Origin of the sequence: Halosimplex rubrum (assembly GCF_013415885.1) — an archaeon.
GTDB lineage: Archaea > Halobacteriota > Halobacteria > Halobacteriales > Haloarculaceae > Halosimplex > Halosimplex rubrum.
Genome location: NZ_CP058910.1, coordinates 3,778,873 through 3,794,779 on the forward strand (window position 1 = coordinate 3,778,873; position 15,907 = coordinate 3,794,779).

16 protein-coding genes are annotated in these 15,907 nt (G+C 69.1%); 12 read left to right on the plus strand and 4 right to left on the minus strand.

Annotation, left to right across the window (positions count from 1 at the left end; all coding sequences use genetic code 11):
• Positions 1-20: 20 nt before the first annotated feature.
• The 3 genes from HZS55_RS18855 to HZS55_RS18865 form a co-directional block, all read right to left on the minus strand.
• Positions 21-701 carry a DUF4129 domain-containing protein gene (locus HZS55_RS18855; protein WP_179909095.1) on the minus strand — a complete coding sequence of 227 codons (681 nt, stop codon included), beginning with the start codon at positions 699-701 and terminating at the stop codon, positions 21-23.
• A 406-nt stretch (positions 702-1,107) separates the two neighbouring features.
• The gene (locus tag HZS55_RS18860) at positions 1,108-1,971 is read right to left on the minus strand and encodes a 2-oxoacid:ferredoxin oxidoreductase subunit beta (RefSeq protein WP_179909096.1); all 864 of its coding nucleotides are present in this window, start codon (positions 1,969-1,971) and stop codon (positions 1,108-1,110) included.
• Entirely contained in the window at positions 1,968-3,746 is a 1,779-nt protein-coding gene (locus HZS55_RS18865) for a 2-oxoacid:acceptor oxidoreductase subunit alpha (RefSeq protein ID WP_179909097.1), read from the minus strand. The genes HZS55_RS18860 and HZS55_RS18865 overlap by 4 nt, the downstream gene beginning before the upstream one ends.
• A 287-nt stretch (positions 3,747-4,033) precedes the next feature.
• Here HZS55_RS18865 and HZS55_RS18870 point away from each other — a divergent pair, with 287 nt between their 5' ends.
• From HZS55_RS18870 to HZS55_RS18910, 9 genes are all read left to right on the plus strand, one after another.
• On the plus strand, positions 4,034-4,663 hold the full coding sequence (locus HZS55_RS18870; RefSeq protein WP_179909098.1) for an FAD-dependent oxidoreductase: 630 nt from the start codon (positions 4,034-4,036) through the stop codon (positions 4,661-4,663).
• 128 nt (positions 4,664-4,791) lie between these two features.
• Entirely contained in the window at positions 4,792-4,971 is a 180-nt protein-coding gene (locus HZS55_RS18875; protein WP_179909099.1) for an HVO_2753 family zinc finger protein, read from the plus strand.
• 2 nt (positions 4,972-4,973) lie between these two features.
• Positions 4,974-5,240 (plus strand): elongation factor 1-beta, encoded by a 267-nt coding sequence (locus HZS55_RS18880; RefSeq protein ID WP_006883772.1) that lies wholly within the window; start codon positions 4,974-4,976, stop codon positions 5,238-5,240.
• A 246-nt stretch (positions 5,241-5,486) separates the two neighbouring features.
• A complete protein-coding gene (locus tag HZS55_RS18885; protein WP_179909100.1) occupies positions 5,487-8,084 on the plus strand; it encodes a methyl-accepting chemotaxis protein in 2,598 nt (865 codons plus the stop codon).
• Positions 8,085-8,157: 73 nt separating this feature from the next.
• Positions 8,158-8,448: a 50S ribosomal protein L21e gene (locus HZS55_RS18890; RefSeq protein WP_179909101.1), complete on the plus strand. Its 291-nt coding sequence runs from the start codon at positions 8,158-8,160 to the stop codon at positions 8,446-8,448.
• Complete coding sequence (locus tag HZS55_RS18895) at positions 8,445-8,801, plus strand: RNA polymerase Rpb4 family protein (RefSeq protein ID WP_179909102.1); 357 nt, start codon at positions 8,445-8,447, stop codon at positions 8,799-8,801. The genes HZS55_RS18890 and HZS55_RS18895 overlap by 4 nt, the downstream gene beginning before the upstream one ends.
• 67 nt (positions 8,802-8,868) lie before the next feature.
• Positions 8,869-9,456: a DUF655 domain-containing protein gene (locus HZS55_RS18900; RefSeq protein ID WP_179909103.1), complete on the plus strand. Its 588-nt coding sequence runs from the start codon at positions 8,869-8,871 to the stop codon at positions 9,454-9,456.
• A complete protein-coding gene (locus tag HZS55_RS18905) occupies positions 9,453-10,394 on the plus strand; it encodes a 16S ribosomal RNA methyltransferase A (protein ID WP_179909104.1) in 942 nt (313 codons plus the stop codon). The genes HZS55_RS18900 and HZS55_RS18905 overlap by 4 nt, the downstream gene beginning before the upstream one ends.
• Positions 10,391-11,029, plus strand: a complete 639-nt coding sequence (locus HZS55_RS18910; protein WP_179909105.1) for a HemK2/MTQ2 family protein methyltransferase — start codon at positions 10,391-10,393, stop codon at positions 11,027-11,029. Before HZS55_RS18905 ends, HZS55_RS18910 begins: the two co-directional genes overlap by 4 nt.
• Before the next feature lie 60 nt (positions 11,030-11,089).
• On the opposite strand, the gene HZS55_RS18915 is transcribed toward HZS55_RS18910, so the two are convergent.
• Positions 11,090-12,931 carry a bacteriohemerythrin gene (locus HZS55_RS18915; protein WP_179909106.1) on the minus strand — a complete coding sequence of 614 codons (1,842 nt, stop codon included), beginning with the start codon at positions 12,929-12,931 and terminating at the stop codon, positions 11,090-11,092.
• 102 nt (positions 12,932-13,033) lie between these two features.
• Here HZS55_RS18915 and HZS55_RS18920 point away from each other — a divergent pair, with 102 nt between their 5' ends.
• From HZS55_RS18920 to HZS55_RS18930, 3 genes are all read left to right on the plus strand, one after another.
• A complete protein-coding gene (locus HZS55_RS18920) occupies positions 13,034-13,459 on the plus strand; it encodes a pyridoxamine 5'-phosphate oxidase family protein (protein WP_179909107.1) in 426 nt (141 codons plus the stop codon).
• A gap of 199 nt (positions 13,460-13,658) precedes the next feature.
• A complete protein-coding gene (locus tag HZS55_RS18925; protein ID WP_179909108.1) occupies positions 13,659-14,672 on the plus strand; it encodes a 5-methyltetrahydropteroyltriglutamate--homocysteine methyltransferase in 1,014 nt (337 codons plus the stop codon).
• Positions 14,669-15,754 (plus strand): methionine synthase, encoded by a 1,086-nt coding sequence (locus tag HZS55_RS18930; protein ID WP_179909109.1) that lies wholly within the window; start codon positions 14,669-14,671, stop codon positions 15,752-15,754. Before HZS55_RS18925 ends, HZS55_RS18930 begins: the two co-directional genes overlap by 4 nt.
• The last annotated feature ends 153 nt before the right edge of the window (positions 15,755-15,907 follow it).

Below are 15,907 nucleotides of genomic sequence, written 5' to 3' on the forward strand. Positions count from 1 at the left end.
TTCTCCCCAACTACAAGTTTTTACCGACCGTCGGTCGGGTCACAGTCACCCGGCTCGGAGCCCCTCGGGACGGACTCGGCCGCCGAATCGATTGCCTCGGCGGCCTCGGCAGCGGAACTCCGCTCGTCGTCGGCCGACTCTCCGCCGTATCGGACCGCGCGGAACCGGTCGGTGATCGTCGCGACCGCTTCGCTCGGCAGGCTGCGGTCGAGCGCCCGCGCCGCCACGTCGCCGGGGGTCGCCGTCCCGTCGGCGTCCGTCCGGTCGCGGAGGCGTCGCCACGCTCGCGTGACCGCGCTCTCGTCGGGCGATCCGTACGCGGGCGAGACGCCCGGCGTCGGATCCTCGCCGGCGGAATCGTCGTCGGGGACGGCGGGCGCCCGGTCGTCGTGGCCGGTCAGGAAAACGACGAGCAGGCCGGCCGCGAGCAGCGAGCCGCCGACGGCGGGGACGACGAACGGGGAGACGCCGCCGGAGTTGCCCGCCGCGGCCGTCGTCGGCGTCGCGGCCCGCTGGACCTCGGAGTCGGCCGCGTCGCCCGGTACCCCGGTCGGTGGCGGCTCCGCGGTGGGCGTCGCCGATCCCGTCGGCGTCTCGCCACCGGAGACGACGGGGCCGGTGACCGCGCCGAGCGTACCCGCGGCTCCCGCGAGCGCGACGAGCGCGAGGACAGCGATCAGGGCGGTACCGAGACGCTGCACGTCGAGCACTGAGACGGCGGTCGGACAAGTGATTTCCGGCTGAAAGGACTGGTAGCGGTGGCGGGTGCGGTGGCTGTGTAGTGTGGATGCGGTGGCGGGTGCGGATGCGGTGGCGGGTGCGGATGCGGTGGCGGGTGCGGATGCGGTGGCGGGTGCGGATGCGGTGGCGGGTGCGGATGCGGTGGCGGGTGCGGATGCGGTGGCGGGTGCGGTGGCTGTGTAGTGTGGATGCGGTGGCGGGTGCGGATGCGGTGGCGGCCGGCATCCGGCGCGTAGCGCCGGTTCACCGCATCGAGGCCGAAGGCCGAGATGCGGCTTTTTCACCCATGTTTTTGGCGACCGGGTTCCCGCAGGGAGCGAAGCGACCGAGGAAACCCGGTCACGAAAAAGATGGTAACTACTGGGTCTAGTAGAACTCGCGGACGAGGTCCATCGCGTCGTCGGGAGCGCCGTCGGGGATGTCGGACATGTCCTGGTCGATGCCCTCGCGTTTCTCCCACGGGACCGAGTCGTCGTCCTGGTAGATGACGCCCATGTACTCCTTGTCGCCCTCGAGGATCTTCTCCTTGGCGGCCTCGCGGTCGTGGGGGTCGTGGTCCTCCTCGGAGAGGTCGACGATGGAGTCGCGGAAGTAGTCGTAGGTGTCGACGTCGTTGAAGGTCACACAGGGCGAGTAGGTGTTGACGAACCCGAAGCCGTCGTGTTCGACGGCCTTCTGGATGATCTCGGCGTGCCGCTGCGCGTCCGAGGAGAACGACTGCGCGATGAAGGTCGCCCCGGAGGCGAGCGCGAGCGCGAGCGGGTTGACCGGGGGCATCTGCGGGCCATCGGGGGTCGTCGAGGTCTCGAAGTCCTGGCGGCTGGTCGGCGACGCCTGACCCTTGGTGAGGCCGTAGATGCGGTTGTCCATGACGACGTAGGACATGTCGACGTTGCGGCGGACCGCGTGGACGAAGTGACCGGCGCCGATGGAGTAGCCGTCGCCGTCGCCGCCCGCGACCATCACTTCGAGGTCGGGGTTGGCGAGTTTGACGCCGATGCCCACGGGCAGAGCGCGGCCGTGGACGCCGTGGAGCGCGTAGCTGTGCATGTAGGTGCCGATCTTGCCGGAACACCCGATGCCGGCGACCACGAACGTGTTGTCGGGGTCGTTGCCCGTCTCGGCGAGGGCTTTCATCATGCCGTTCATCGTCCCGAAGTCACCGCAGCCGGGACACCAGGTCGGTTGCTTGTCGGATTTGAAGTCCGTGAATCGAACGTCTGAGCTCATTCTGCCTCCACCTCCGCGGCGCCGGCGTCGGCACCGGAGAGTGTGTTCTCGATCTCCGTCGCGAGTTCGTCCGCCTTGAAGCGGACGCCGTTGTACTTGTTGACGCGCTGGACGCGTTCGAGCACGTCGTGCTCGATCACGTCGGCGAACTGCCCGGTTGCGTTACACTCGACGACGATCACGTCGTCGGCCGCCTCGATCTCTTCCGAGAGGTCGGGCCGCGGGAAGATGTAGGGCACCGAGATGAACCGCACGTCGTGGCCGCGCTCGTCGAGGAACCCGAGGGCTTCGCGCATCGCGCCCTCGTTGGAGCCCCAGGAGATGACGAGCGCGTCCGCGTCCTCGTCGCCGAACTCGCGGTAGTCCCAGTCTTCCTCTTCCTTCGCTGTCTCGACCTTCCGCTGGCGCTTCTCGACCTGTTCGAGGCGGACCTCCTCCTCCTCGGTCCGCCGGCCGAGCTCGTCGTGTTCGAGGCCGGTGGTCATGTGGGCGCCGTCGGTCGTGCCCGGGAACGCGCGGGGGCTGATACCGTCGGCGGCGGAGAAGTGCGCCTGGAAGCGGCCGCGCTCGTCGAGCCAGGAGTCGATCTCGTCCTCGTCGACGACCTTGCCGCGCTCGATCTCGACCTCGTCCATGTCGAACGCCTCCGGCGGGAACGTCTGTTCCGTCACGGCGAGCGCCAGGTCAGAGACGAGATAGACGGGCGTCTGGTACTTCTCGGCGTAGTTGAACGCCTCGACGGTCTTCCAGAAACACTCCGAGACCGACGTGGGCGCGACGACGAACCGCGGGATCTCGCCGTGGCCGCCGTACAGCGTCATGTTGAGGTCGCCCTGCTCCTGCTTGGTCGGCATCCCGGTCGAGGGACCCGAACGCATCACGTCGCAGATCACCAGGGGCGTCTCGGTGGTCGCGACGAGCCCGAACGTCTCGGTCATCAGGTCGATACCGGGACCCGAGGTAGCCGTCATCGCGCGTGCACCTGCGCGGGCGGCGCCCAGCGCCATGTTGATGGCCGAGAGTTCGTCCTCGGCCTGGACGACCTTGCCGCCGTACTGGTCGATGCGGCCGGTCAGGTACTCCATCACGTCCGTCGCGGGGGTGATGGGGTAGCCCGAGTAGAACCGACAGCCGGCGGCGATGGCGCCCATGCCGATGGCCTCGTCGCCGTTGAGGAGCACGTAGTCCTCGTCGGTGGTCTCGATGTCGTAGTCGAACTCGTGGTCGTACTCCTCTTGGACGTGCTGCTGGCCCAGGCGGGCGGCCTCCTTGTTGTTCTCGACGATGGCCTCGCCCTTGTCGCCGAAGCGTTTCTCCAGTGATTCGTCCAGGTTCTCGATGGGGAACTGCGCCACTTCGCAGGCCGCGCCCAGGGCGACGACGTTCGCCATGATGGCGCCGCCGGCGTCCTCGGCGAGCCGCTGCAGCGGCACGGACAGGCCGATCATCCCGTCGGGAACTTCGACGTCCTGCATCGTGGAGCGCTCACCGTCGTAGATGATGACGCTGCCCTCGTGCAGTTCGTCCATGTTCTCGTCGATGGTGCGCTCGGTGAGCGCGATCAGGATGTCGAGTCTGTCGACGACGCTCTCGACGCGGTCGACGGATGTCCGGACCTTGTAGGCGGTGTACCCGCCTCGGATCCGTGACGCGAAGTCCTTCGAGGTGAAGACGTGACGGCCGGCACGCGAGAGTGCCTGAGCGAAGATCTTCCCGGTAGAGTCGATCCCGTCACCGGCTTCACCGCCGATGGCCCAGTTCAGGTCCTCGGGCATACTGCATTGGAGTATCTCCCGCCCGGCAAAAAGACTTCTGTAATGGCCCCGGAATCAGACCCCCGTATCCGTCGCAAAAGTGGACAGACAGGCGAAAATCGGCGGTTTCGAACAACCGGTAACACTGTCCTCCAATAGTGAACGCCGGTCCCCGATAGCGGTGGCCGAGCGGTCGACGAGCCGGTCGGTCCGTCCGGGGGTTCGGGGACTCCGCGTCGGGGCCGTCGACGACCGGCCCGACGCGCCGGAACGAAAGGAACATGCGCCGCGGCCCCCGACACTGGGGCATGGACGATACCGAAGTCGCCGTCGTCGCGGTCGAGTCGGTCGGCGAGGACGCTATCGCCGTCGACTTCGAGACGCCCGACGGGTTCGACGCCCAGCCCGGGCAGTTCGTGAAGGTCGCCCTCGCCGGGGTCGAGGAGTCCCGGTTCTACACGATCTCTTCGCCCGACGTGGACGGGACGTTCGAGATCACGGTCGGTATCGATCCCGAGGGCGAGGTCGGGCCAGAACTTGCCGAGCTGACCGCCGGCGACACCGTGACGGTCTCGGGCCCGTACGGGGACGCCTACTACGAGGGCGAACAGCGGGTGCTGATCCTGGCCGGCGGCCCCGGCGTCGGCCCGGCGATCGGGATCGCCGAACGGGCGCTCGACGAGGGCGGCGAGGCCGCGATCGTCTACCGCGACGCCGCGCCGATCCACGACGAGCGGTTGACCGAACTGAACGAGCGCGGCGCGTCCGTCGCAGTCGTCGCCCCGTCGTCCCCCCTGGCGTCGTCGGTCGACGAGGTACTGACCGACGACACGCAGGTGTTCGTCTACGGCTTCGCGGAGTTCCTCGACGACGCGATCGCCGCCATCGAGACAGCTGGAGGCGACCCCGAGACCGCGAAAGTCGAGAACTTCGGGTAGCGCGGGTTCCGGACAGATCTGGGCGTCGGCCGGCGGCGCTAGCGCGGGCGCTCGACCGCGACTCAGCGGCGCCCAGCCGGCCGGCGCAGTTGGCAACGGTTAAAACCCGTGAGGAGGTACGGGGTGGTATGAGCGAGAGCCAACAGAAACGCCAGGAAAAGTGCGTTTCGTGCGGCATCAACATCGCCGGCACGAACGCCGCCGCGTTCAAGTGTCCCGACTGCGGCCAGCAGATCTACCGCTGCGCGAAGTGTCGCAAGCAGAGCAACCTCTACGAGTGCCCGGACTGCGGGTTCATGGGGCCGTAACGATGGGGAAAGTCGCCGCGCAGATCAAGGTCATGCCGCAGAACCCCGAGGTCGACCTCGACGCGCTCCAGGAGCGCCTGGAAGCGTCGCTGCCCGAGGGCGCGAAGATCAACGGCTTCGAGCGCGACGACGTGGCCTTCGGCCTCGTCGCCCTGCTCCCGACCGTCGTCGTCCCGGACGAGGCCGGCGGTACCGAGGCCGTCGAGGAAGCCTTCTCCGGCGTCGAAGGCGTCGAGAGCGTCGAAGTCGGCGACGTGGGTCGCCTCTGAGGCTGGACCGTTCTCGCGTTTCGGGACGACCCCGAGCGACGCGTCACGCTCCCGACGACCGGGCCGTCCGCGAGCCCAGCCGCCGCGGCGACCTGCCGTCGCCACGGTCACCGGGACCGGTCGGCGCTCTCACCCGATCGTAATCTGAATCGTGCTCGTCGTGGAGCCGAGTTTCGGCCACACATTGATTATCAACCGTGATACTCCGCAGGAAATCTTAACTCATGGTCGCGGGTCGGGGTAGGTATGGATCGTCGGATCTCGACGTACCTTCCCGACTCGATTCGGCGCAGTTACGTGCGCCAGTTCGCAGCGGCGGTCGTGCTGATCCTCCTCGTACTCATGATCGTCCTCGGCGGCGTCTACGCCGCCGAGCAACGGTCTCAGCGCGATTCCGTCCGGGAGTCGCTGCAGTCAACGACCGAGCGCAACGCCGACCAGGTCGGGGACTGGCACCGGCAGTACACCGCCTCGACGCGGCTCGTCTCCCAGTCGGGGAAGCTCCGCCCCGAGGATGGGCAGTCGCTGAACACCCACCTCCGCAGCGTCTCCCGGTCGATGCCCACCGAAGTCGTCGGCGTTCACTTCATCTCCTGGGACGAGAAGAGCGTCGTCGCCAGTTCGGAAGAGGTGAGCGAGAGCCCGGTCGACCGGTTCCCGTGGCTCGCCGACCTCGACCTCGAGCGCGCCGGCGTCACGTCCGTCCGGACGACCGACGCCTATCGGGTCGACAACGACACCCGAATCGCGTTCGTGAGCCAGACCCAGTACGGCATCGGCTACGCCGCCGCGGTCGAGCTGTCGGTCTCCGAGTCGTTCGACCTCGACGACGCGACGGCCGGGAGCCGAACGCACGTGCTCTACCGGAACGCGACCTACCTCCACGGGGACGCCCCCGACCGCTTCGGGACGGCCTACGACGGCCTCGGGGCGGAGAACCTGGCGAACCGGACGGAGTTCATCCCTTCGCTGGCGAGTCTGAGTCCCAACGAGGGGTACCGGAACGCGACGCTCGTCCAGCAGGACGGGTCGGTCGTCAGCTACGCCGGCGTCCCGGGTTCGCGGCTGGCGGTCGTGACGAGCGCGACGACGGACGCCTACGCCGTCCCGACGGGGACGAAGCTCTACCTCGCGCTCGTGTTCCTGTTCGTCGCGCTCAGCCTCGGGACCGTCGGCCTCGTCGTCGAGCGGCCGGTCGCCCGCTCGATCAGCGAGCTGGCCGACCGGACCGAGGCCATCGAGAACGGCGACCTCCAGGTCGACCTGGAGACCCACCGCCAGGACGAGATCGGGACGCTCTACGCGCGGTTCGCGTCGATGCGCGACTCGCTGGCCGACCGCATCGACCAGGTCGAGACGGCCCGCGAAGAGGCGCGCGCCGAAGCCGACACGGCCCGGCAGGAGGCCGAGCGCGAGCGCGAGGCCGCCGAGCAGTTCACGGAGCACCTCGAGGAGACCGCCGACGACTACGGCGAGACCATCCGTGCGTGCGCCGACGGCGACCTGACGCGGCGGCTCGACCCCGACGAGGAGAGCGACGCGATGGCCGAGATCGCGCGCTCGTTCAACGACATGATGAGCGACCTGCAGGACACCGTCGCGCGGGTGCGGTCGTTCACCGACGGCGTCGCCGACCGGACGGCCAACGCCACCGAGTCCACCCAGGAGGTCCGGGCGTCCAGTCGGGACGTGAGCGAGGCCGTCTCCGATATCGCGGACGACGCGAACGAACAGGACGAGTACCTCGGTGAGGTCACCGAGGAGATGAACGACCTCTCGGCCACCGTCGAGGAGGTCGCGGCGACGACCGACACCGTGGCGGACCTCGCGGACGAGACGGAGGATCTCGCAAGCGACGGCTCGTCCGCGGCGAGCGAGGCGATGTCCGAGATGGAGACTATCGAGTCGCGCACCGCGGAGACCGCCGAGGAGATCCGCGCGCTCGACGAGGAGGTCGAGCAGGTCGCGGAGATCGTCGACCTCATCGACGACATCGCGAGCCAGACGAACACGCTCGCACTGAACGCCTCCATCGAGGCCGCCCGCGCCGGCGAGTCCGGGCAGGGCTTCGCCGTCGTAGCGAGCGAGGTCAAGGAGCTCGCCGAGGAGACGAGCGAGGCGACCCAGGAGATCGACGAGCTGCTCACGCAGCTCTCCGAGCGGACCGGCGAGGCCGTGACCGACATCGAGTCGATGCGCTCGGACGTCGTCACCGGTGTCGAGACGACCGAGCATGCGCTCGACGCGCTCGACGAGATCGCCGAGCAGGTCCGGGAGACCAACGACGGCGTCCAGGAGATCAGCGACGCGACCGCCGACCAGGCCGACTCCGCCCAGGAGGTCGTCTCGCTCGCCGATCAGGTCGCCGAGATCAGCGCCCGGACCGCCACGAGCGCCGGGACAGCCGCCGAGCGGACGGACAAGCAGGTCGACGGCATCGACGAGGTGACCGAGACCGCCGAGGCGATCGAATCGCAGGTCGAGGAACTGCGGGACCTCCTCGATAGCTTCACCGTCCAAGTCGACGACGCCGTGGGCGCGGCCGACGACTCGGAGCCCCTCCCCGAACCGGTCGACGACGCCGACGGAACCGACGACACCGACGCCGCGACCGCCGAGGACGAGTGGTTCGGTCCCGACGAGGACTCGAACGCCGACGGGAACTCGGGCGCGGACGAGGACTCGAACGCCGAGACCGACGGGGACGGGATCCCGGCGGTCGACGAAGGCGGTGCCGGCCAGTCCGAGAGCGGCGATGGAGCCGGCGACGAGGGCGGTAACGCCGACGGCGAGGACGATGTCGCGACCGATAGCGACGACGTCGACGCCGCGGCGGACGACTGACCGGTCGCGTCGGCGGCGCCTCGACCGCGTAACGCACGTTTTATAAGCGTGACCGGATAACGGGACCGCACGAATGCCCAACTCCAACGGACCCCAGAAGAAGTCGCGCAAGAAGCTCCGAAACAAGCCCCGAGAGAGCGGGACCTCCCCGCCTCAGCGAGCGGTCACCGAGTTCGAGGACGGCGAGAAAGTCCACCTGAAGATCGACCCGAGCGTCCCGGACGGGCGCTACCACCCGCGCTTCGACGGCCGCACGGGCGAGGTCGTCGGCGAGCAGGGCGCCGCCTACAAGATCGCCGTCACCGACGGGAGCGTCGAGAAGACGCTGATCGTCAAGCCCGCCCACCTCCGCAGCCAGGCATGACGATATTCAAAGAGAAGGTCGACGAAGAGTACCTGACGGTCGCCGAGACCAAGGCGGTCCTCGAGGAGCTCGAACGCGAGCGGGCCGCCGACGAGGACCGGGAGATGCGCTACGAGCTCGCGCGGGCCATCGAGCACGTCAACCGCTTCGCCGTCCTCGACCCCGAGGAGTCCCGCGAGTTCGTCGCCGAACTCCGGGAGCTCGACAAGGTCGACGAGCCGACCGCCTACAAGATCGCGAACCTGCGTCCCCGAGACCGGGACGAGCTGCGGTCGATCTACGCTCAGGAGCGGTTCACTCTCTCGGGCGACGAACTCGACGCCATCCTCGAAGTCGTCGCGAAGTACGCCTGACCGGGCTCCGTTTCCCCAAGCGCCCGACTGCGGGGGTTTAAGTTCCGTCTCGCCCTACTCGTCTGTCATGAGCGACACCGAGCGCGGCGACGACGATCCGGGGGGCCCCACGGCGATCGTCCTCGACTTTCTCGCACACGGTCGGACAGAGGACGATCGCCCGCAGTACCAGAAACAACCCCTCGCCTACGCGCTCGGGCGCGAGGACTTCCGCCTGTTCGAGGTGGTCCTCGGGCCCGACGCCGACGTGTCGATCGGCGACGACCTGGTGATCGACCGGGCGGCCGACGCCATCGAGCGCACCGGCGAGGTCGAGTACGAGGACCTGCCCGGGGGCGCCCAGTCCGAACTCGACTACGCCGTCGAGGACCTGGTCGACGAGGAGGAACGCCGGTTCGTCGACTTCTACAACGACGCCCAGCCGATCACTCTCCGACTACATCAGTTGAACCTCCTGCCGGGCATCGGGAAGAAACTGCGCAACGCCATCCTCGACGAGCGCAAGCGCGGCCCCTTCGAGAGCTTCGCTGACCTCGAAGAGCGCGTCGAGGGGCTGCACAACCCCCGCGAGGTCGTCGTCGAGCGCATCCTCGAGGAGATCCGCGAGGACGACCTGAAGTACCAGACGTTCGCCCGCCGGGACGACGAGGAATGAACGGCGAGCGCACGCGGGGTGACGAGGGGGACAGCGACGGTGACCCCGACCGCGACGGCGCCGCGACGGTCGACAGCCCGGAGACGGGCACCCGCGACCCCGACGCCCTGCTCCGGCGGGCGGGCGTCCGCGGCGACCCGAACCGCGACCAGCACTTCCTGGTCGACGACCGGGTGCTGGACCGGCTGCCCGAGTACGCCGCGGAGGCCGACGTGGATCTCTCGCACGTCCTGGAGATCGGCGCCGGGACCGGCGCGCTGACCGACCGCCTGCTCGTCGCCGGCGACCGCGTGACCGCCATCGAGCGCGACCCCGACCTCGCCGCGTTCCTCCGCGAGGAGTTCGTCGCGGAGATCGAGGCCGGGGACCTCACCGTCGTCGAAGGCGACGCCCTCGAGGTCGAGCTCCCGGAGTTCACCGCCTCCATCTCGAATCTCCCCTACGGCCCCTCCAGCGAGCTGGCCTTCCGCCTGCTCCCGGAGGAGCGGCCGCTCGTGTTGATGTTCCAGCGGGAGTTCGCCGAGCGGATGGCCGCCGAGCCGGGGACGGACGACTACGGCCGCCTGTCGGTGACCGCGGGCCACTACGCCGACGCCGAGGTGGTCGAGCCCGTCCCCAAAGAGGCGTTCTCGCCGCCGCCCGCGGTCCAGAGCGCCGTGGTGCGGACGACGCCGCGGGACCCGGACTACGAAGTGGACGACGAGGAGTTCTTCATGGCGTTCCTGAAGGCCGTGTTCACCCAGCGCCGGAAGACGATGCGCAACGCCGTCCGCAACACCGCCCACATCTCCGGGCTGGGCGACCCCGACGCGGTGGTCGAGGCCGCGGACGAGGACCTGATGAGCGCCCGCGCAGGGAACGTGACCCCCGCGGAGTTCGCCGACCTGGCGACGCTGGCGTACGAGGTCGGCGAACCGGGCGAGCACCCCTCGGCATGACCGACGGGAGCGGAGCAGATTGGACTGAGGACGGCAGCGTGGATGGTGCCGACGGTAAGCCGAGCCTTACCGACCAGCGCGACGTGGAGCAGGTGTACCAGCCCGCGGAGGACTCGAAGCTGCTGGCCGACGCCGTGGTCGAGCGGGTCGAGGGCGGCGAGCGAGCGCTTGACGTAGGGACCGGGTCGGGATACGTCGCCGCGCGCATGCGGGAGGCGGGCGCCGACGCGGTCGGCGCGGACCTGAACCCGCACGCCTGTCGGCAGGCCGCCGAGTCGGGTATCCCGGTCGTTCGGGCCGACCTGACGGGTGCGTTCCGGGACGGCGCCTTCGACGTGGCGACGTTCAACCCGCCGTACCTCCCGACCGAATCCGAGCAGGAATGGGACGACTGGATGGAGCGCGCGCTCTCGGGCGGCGAGGACGGCCGCGCGGCCATCGACCCGTTCCTCGACGACGTGGCGCGCGTGCTCGCACCGGGGGGCGCCGCGTATCTGCTCGTGAGTTCGCTGACCGACCCGGACGCCGTGCGGGAGCGAGCACGGGCGAACGGACTGACGAGCGAGGAGGTCGACAGCGAGTCTCACCCCTTCGAAACGCTGCTGGTCTATCGGTTCGTACGCCGGGACGAGTGACCGAGGACGGGGTCGACCGAGTCGGAGCAGACTGACGAGTCGAGCGCGCCGCTCGCGGACTCACTCGACGAAGACGGTCCCGTCGGGCTCGACGTGTCCGTCGGTCCCGGTCGGGTACCACCGGTCGCGCTCCCGGTTCGCCGGCTGTCCGCCCCCGTTCCGCCCGATCGTGACGGTCGGGCCGCGGACCAGCAGTTCCCCGTCGTCGGTGTTGGCGATCTCGATCCCGCTCGTCGGACGCCCGGCCGCGCCGTCGACCGAGGTTTCGGGAGCGGCCAGCGCGCCGACGCCGGCGGTCCCGACCGTTCCGTAGAGGTTCCGGACCGGGACGCCGACCCCCGCGAACAGGTACAGGAGGTGGGCGTCCAGTCGGCCGGTCCCACAGAGGGCGTACTCCAGGTCCGCGAGCCCGAACGCCTCGCGGAGCGGCCCGTAGACGAGCCGGTCGGCGGCGGCGTACTTCAGCGGCGTCCCGCCGCCGTCGAGCCGGTCGCGGCCGTACGACGCGACGCGGCCGGCGACCTTCCGCTTCATCCAGTTCATCGACCCGATGCGGTCCTGCAGGGCGCCGTAGAGCCGCTGGTAGACCGCCGGAGCGCCGACGAGGACCGACGGGCTGGCGGCCGCGAGGCTATCGACGAACCCGTCGGACCCGGCGTAGGCGACGGCCCCGCCCGTCGACCAGAGGTAGTACGTCGCGACGCGCTGGTAGGCGTGCGCGAGCGGGAGGAAACACGTGCCGGTCGCGCCGGGGTCGAGCGGCAAGTCCGTCTCCAGCGTCGCCGCCCCGGCGAGGAGCGCGCGGTGGGTGAGCGCGCGCCCCGTGGGGTCCGTCGCGGCGGGGTCGAACACGACGGTCGCCACGTCGCGCCCGTCGGCTTCGAGCCCCGGCAGTTCGTCCGGTCGTGCGGTCGGGAGGGCGTCGATATCGAACCGAACGTCCACGCCGGACAGCTCCGCGTCGACGACTCCGTCCCCCGCCACGAGGCCCGACAGGTCGATGCGGTCGACGGCCCGACGGGTCTGCTCGGCGGTGAACGAGGGGTACAGCGGAACCGAGACGAGGCCGGCGAACTGGCAGGCGAGGTCGACGACCGACCACTCGTAGCTGGACGCCGCCGCGACGGCGACCCGGTCGCCCGGTGCGAGCCCCGATTCCAGCAGACCCGCGGCGACGCCGCGGGCGCGCACGGCGAGGTCCTCGAACGTCCGCTCGTCGTACCCCTCGGCCGTCGGGACGAGCGCGGCCGGGCGGTCGCCGTGGGCCGCCACGACCAACTCGAACCAGTCTGCGACGGACCCGTCGGGTACGTCGAGGGGCCCGCCGTCGGCGACCGGGCCCGCGGGCGAGACGTCCGCGGTGGGTTCGGTGTGGTCGGTGGTGGGTTCCCCGGTCGACCGGTCGGCCGCCGCGGAGCCCCGTTCCTGTCGGAGCGCGCCGGGGCTGTACTCGTAGCCGTCGGCGACCTCCGACTCGAAGTAGTCGGCGTAGTTCTGGTCCTCGTCGAGGGCGGCGATGTGGGCGTCGAGCCAGTCGCGGAGGAACGTCAGCACCTCCATCGTGACGTACTCGCCGTTCTCGTGTTTCTCGCGGAACTCGGCGACCCTGGCGGCGAACTCCTCGTGCATCTCGCGGTGGTCGTAGAAGCAGTCGGCGCAGTCCATCGCGTACCCGCAGTCCTGCATGAACTCCTCCTCGTCGCCGAAGTGGTACTCCGTGTAGCGTTCGAGTTCCCGGAGGATGTCGCCGATCTCCGCCTCGGAGTGGCCCTCCTCCATGGCCGTGTGGAGGTCGTTGAGCAGTCCGAACAGGCGCTTGTGTTGCTCGTCGAACCGCTCGATGTGCGTGCTGTAGCGCTCGTCGTCCCAGTCGGCGAACCGCTCGTCCGAGCCCGCTTGCATACCGGTCGTACCGACCAGGGTCCCTGAAAACCCGGGTCCCGTTCCCGGTCGCTGGGAACGGGACCCCACTCAAAACTCCGGGCCGGCGCTACGTCCGGACGGATGAACCGCCTCAGCGACGACGAAGTCACCGAACTGCTCGCCCGCAACGGCGTCGGCGTGATCGCGTTCCGCGGCGCCGAAGCGCCGTACCCGATCCCGGTCGCGTTCGGCTACGACCCCGACGCCGACGTGCTCGCCGTGCAGCTCGAAGGCGACGAGTCGAGCCGCAAGTACCGCAGTCTGGACCGGACGCGGGCCGTCGGCTTCACCGTCTACGAACACGACGAGAGCGAGCGGGTCTGGCGCAGCGTCGTCGCGATCGGCCGCCTGGTGGAGACGACCTACGACGACGCCGAACCGGCGTTCGCCGCGCTCGCGCGGAACAGCCGGTCGGCGCCCAACCCCGTCCGGTGGAGCGACGCGGGCGACGTGACACCGTTCGAACTCGCGGTCGACCGGTGGGACGGCCGCGCCTTCGGGGTCTGAGACCGCCGCGACCGGTCACTCCGAAGCGGGACCGACACCCGACGCGGGCGACGCACTTGAACTGTCGCCTCACGGGTCGCCATCCGGATAGTTCGCCACTACTTCTTCCAGACCGACGTGGGACTCTTTCGCGCAGATTACTACAGTGCATCAATCGATATAAGAAATATTATAGGGCGTCATTTCGTAGGGCGTTCCAATGACGCAGGTACTCTCCACGACGCCCGGCCTGTATCCGTTGCCGGACTGGGCGAAAGACGAACTCGCGAACCTGAAGGGACGACAGAAGGGCGGGCTGGTCTCGGGCGACGAGAGCGCCGAGATCGGCGACGCCTACGACCGAGCGCGGACGGAGGTCGTCGACCTCCAGACCGACGCCGGCCTCGACCTGGTCGTCGAGGGCCAGCTGCGGTGGGACGACATGCTCACTCACCCGCTCGCCGTCGCCGACGCCGTCGAGACCAAGGGGATCGTCCGCTACTTCGACAACAACAACTTCTACCGCGATCCGGTGGTGACTGGCGACCTCTCTGCCACGGGCGACGTGGCGACCGATCTCGAAGCGACCGTCGAGCTCACGGACGAGTCGCTCAACGCCGTCCTGCCGGGGCCGTACACCCTCTCGCAGCTCGCGACCGACGAGCACTACGGCGACGAGGCCGCCTTCCTCTCGGCGCTGGCCGAGTTCCTCGCGAGCGAGGCCGAGCAGTTCCCGGAAGTCGAGACGCTGTTCCTGCTGGAACCCTCGCTGCTGGAGTCGCCGCCCGGCGACGGCGCCGACGAGCGCGCCAGCGAGGCGATCGATACCGTGGCACAGGCCACCGAGGCCGACGTGGTCGCCCACACCTACTGGGAGTCCCACGGCGGCGACGGCGGCATCGACGAGAAGGTGTACGCCCACCTCATGGACGCCGACGTCGACGCGGTCGGTTTCGACTTCGTCGCCAACCACGAGGACAACGCCTACGTCCTCTCCGAGTACGGCGCCAAAGACGACATCGCGCTGGGCATCGTCGACGGGCAGAACACCCTCGTCGAGGAGGGCGAGGAGATCGCCGAGCGCGTCGAGTGGACGCTCGACAACGCCCACGGCGTCGACTTCGAGACCGCCTACGCGACGATCAACACGCCGACGTTCTACCTGCCCTCGGGCCGCTTCGAGGAGAAGCTCGCGGCGCTTGGCGCCGTCGAGCGCACGGAGGTGAAAGCATGACTGAGCGCCCCGCCGACAACCGCGAGCAGTTCCGCCCGGCCGACCACGATAACGACCACTTCCTGCTGACCTCGGTCGTCGGCAGCTACAAGAAGCCCAAGTGGCTCGACCGCGCCCGCGAGCTCTACGAGGACGACGAGGACAACTTCGGCGACACGGAGTGGGAGGAAGCGAAGGACGACGCCGCTCGCCTCATCACCGAGGAACACGAGCGCGCGGGCCTCGACACCGTCGTCGACGGCGAGATGCGCCGGACGGAGATGGTCGAGTACTTCGCCGAGCGCATCGAGGGCTACGAGTTCAACGGCCGCGTGAAGGTCTGGGGCCACAACTACTTCAACAAGCCCAGCGTCGCCGAAACCGTCGAGTACGGCGAGCAGTGGCTCGTCGACGAGTTCGAGTTCACCGACTCGGTGGCCGACCGCCCGGTCAAGGTGCCCATCACCGGCCCGTACACGCTGGCCAACTGGACGTTCAACGAGGCCTACGACGACGACGAAGCGCTGGCCTACGACCTGGCCGAGCTGGTCAACGAGGAGATCGAGCAGCTCGTCGACGCCGGCGCCCGCTACATCCAGATCGACGAGCCCGCGCTCGCCACGACGCCCGACGACCACGCCATCGTCGGCGAGTGTCTCGAACGCATCGTCGAGGACATCCCCGAGGAGGTCCGCATCGGTCTCCACGTCTGTTACGGCGACTACTCGCGGATCTACCCCGAGGTGCTCGACTACCCGGTCGACGAGCTCGACCTGGAGCTCACCAACGGTGACTACGAACAGATCGACGTGTTCACAGACCCCGAGTTCACCCTCGACCTCGCCCTGGGCGTCGTCGACAACCACACTGCCGACGTCGAGTCCGTCGAGGAGATCAAGGCCAACATCCAGCAGGGCCTGAAGGTCGTCCCGCCGGAACAGCTGACCATCTCCCCGGACTGCGGCCTGAAGCTCCTCCCGCGGGAAGTGGCCTACGAGAAAATGGAGAACATGGTCACCGCGGCCCGCGAGGTCGAGGCCGAACTCGACGCCGGCGAGATCGACGTGCCCGCGCTCGGGGAAACCGCCTCCGCCGACGACTGACCGCGACCCGAACGTTTCGGCCGGTTCCCTGCCGTCAGCGGACCCTGTTCACGAGCGAACCGCACGAGTGCGAGGGAGGGATCGCGCAAGAACGGCGCTAACGACCCCACATACTAGGTCTCTAGAGTCCCTCGAAGGAATAGGGCGGAAAGG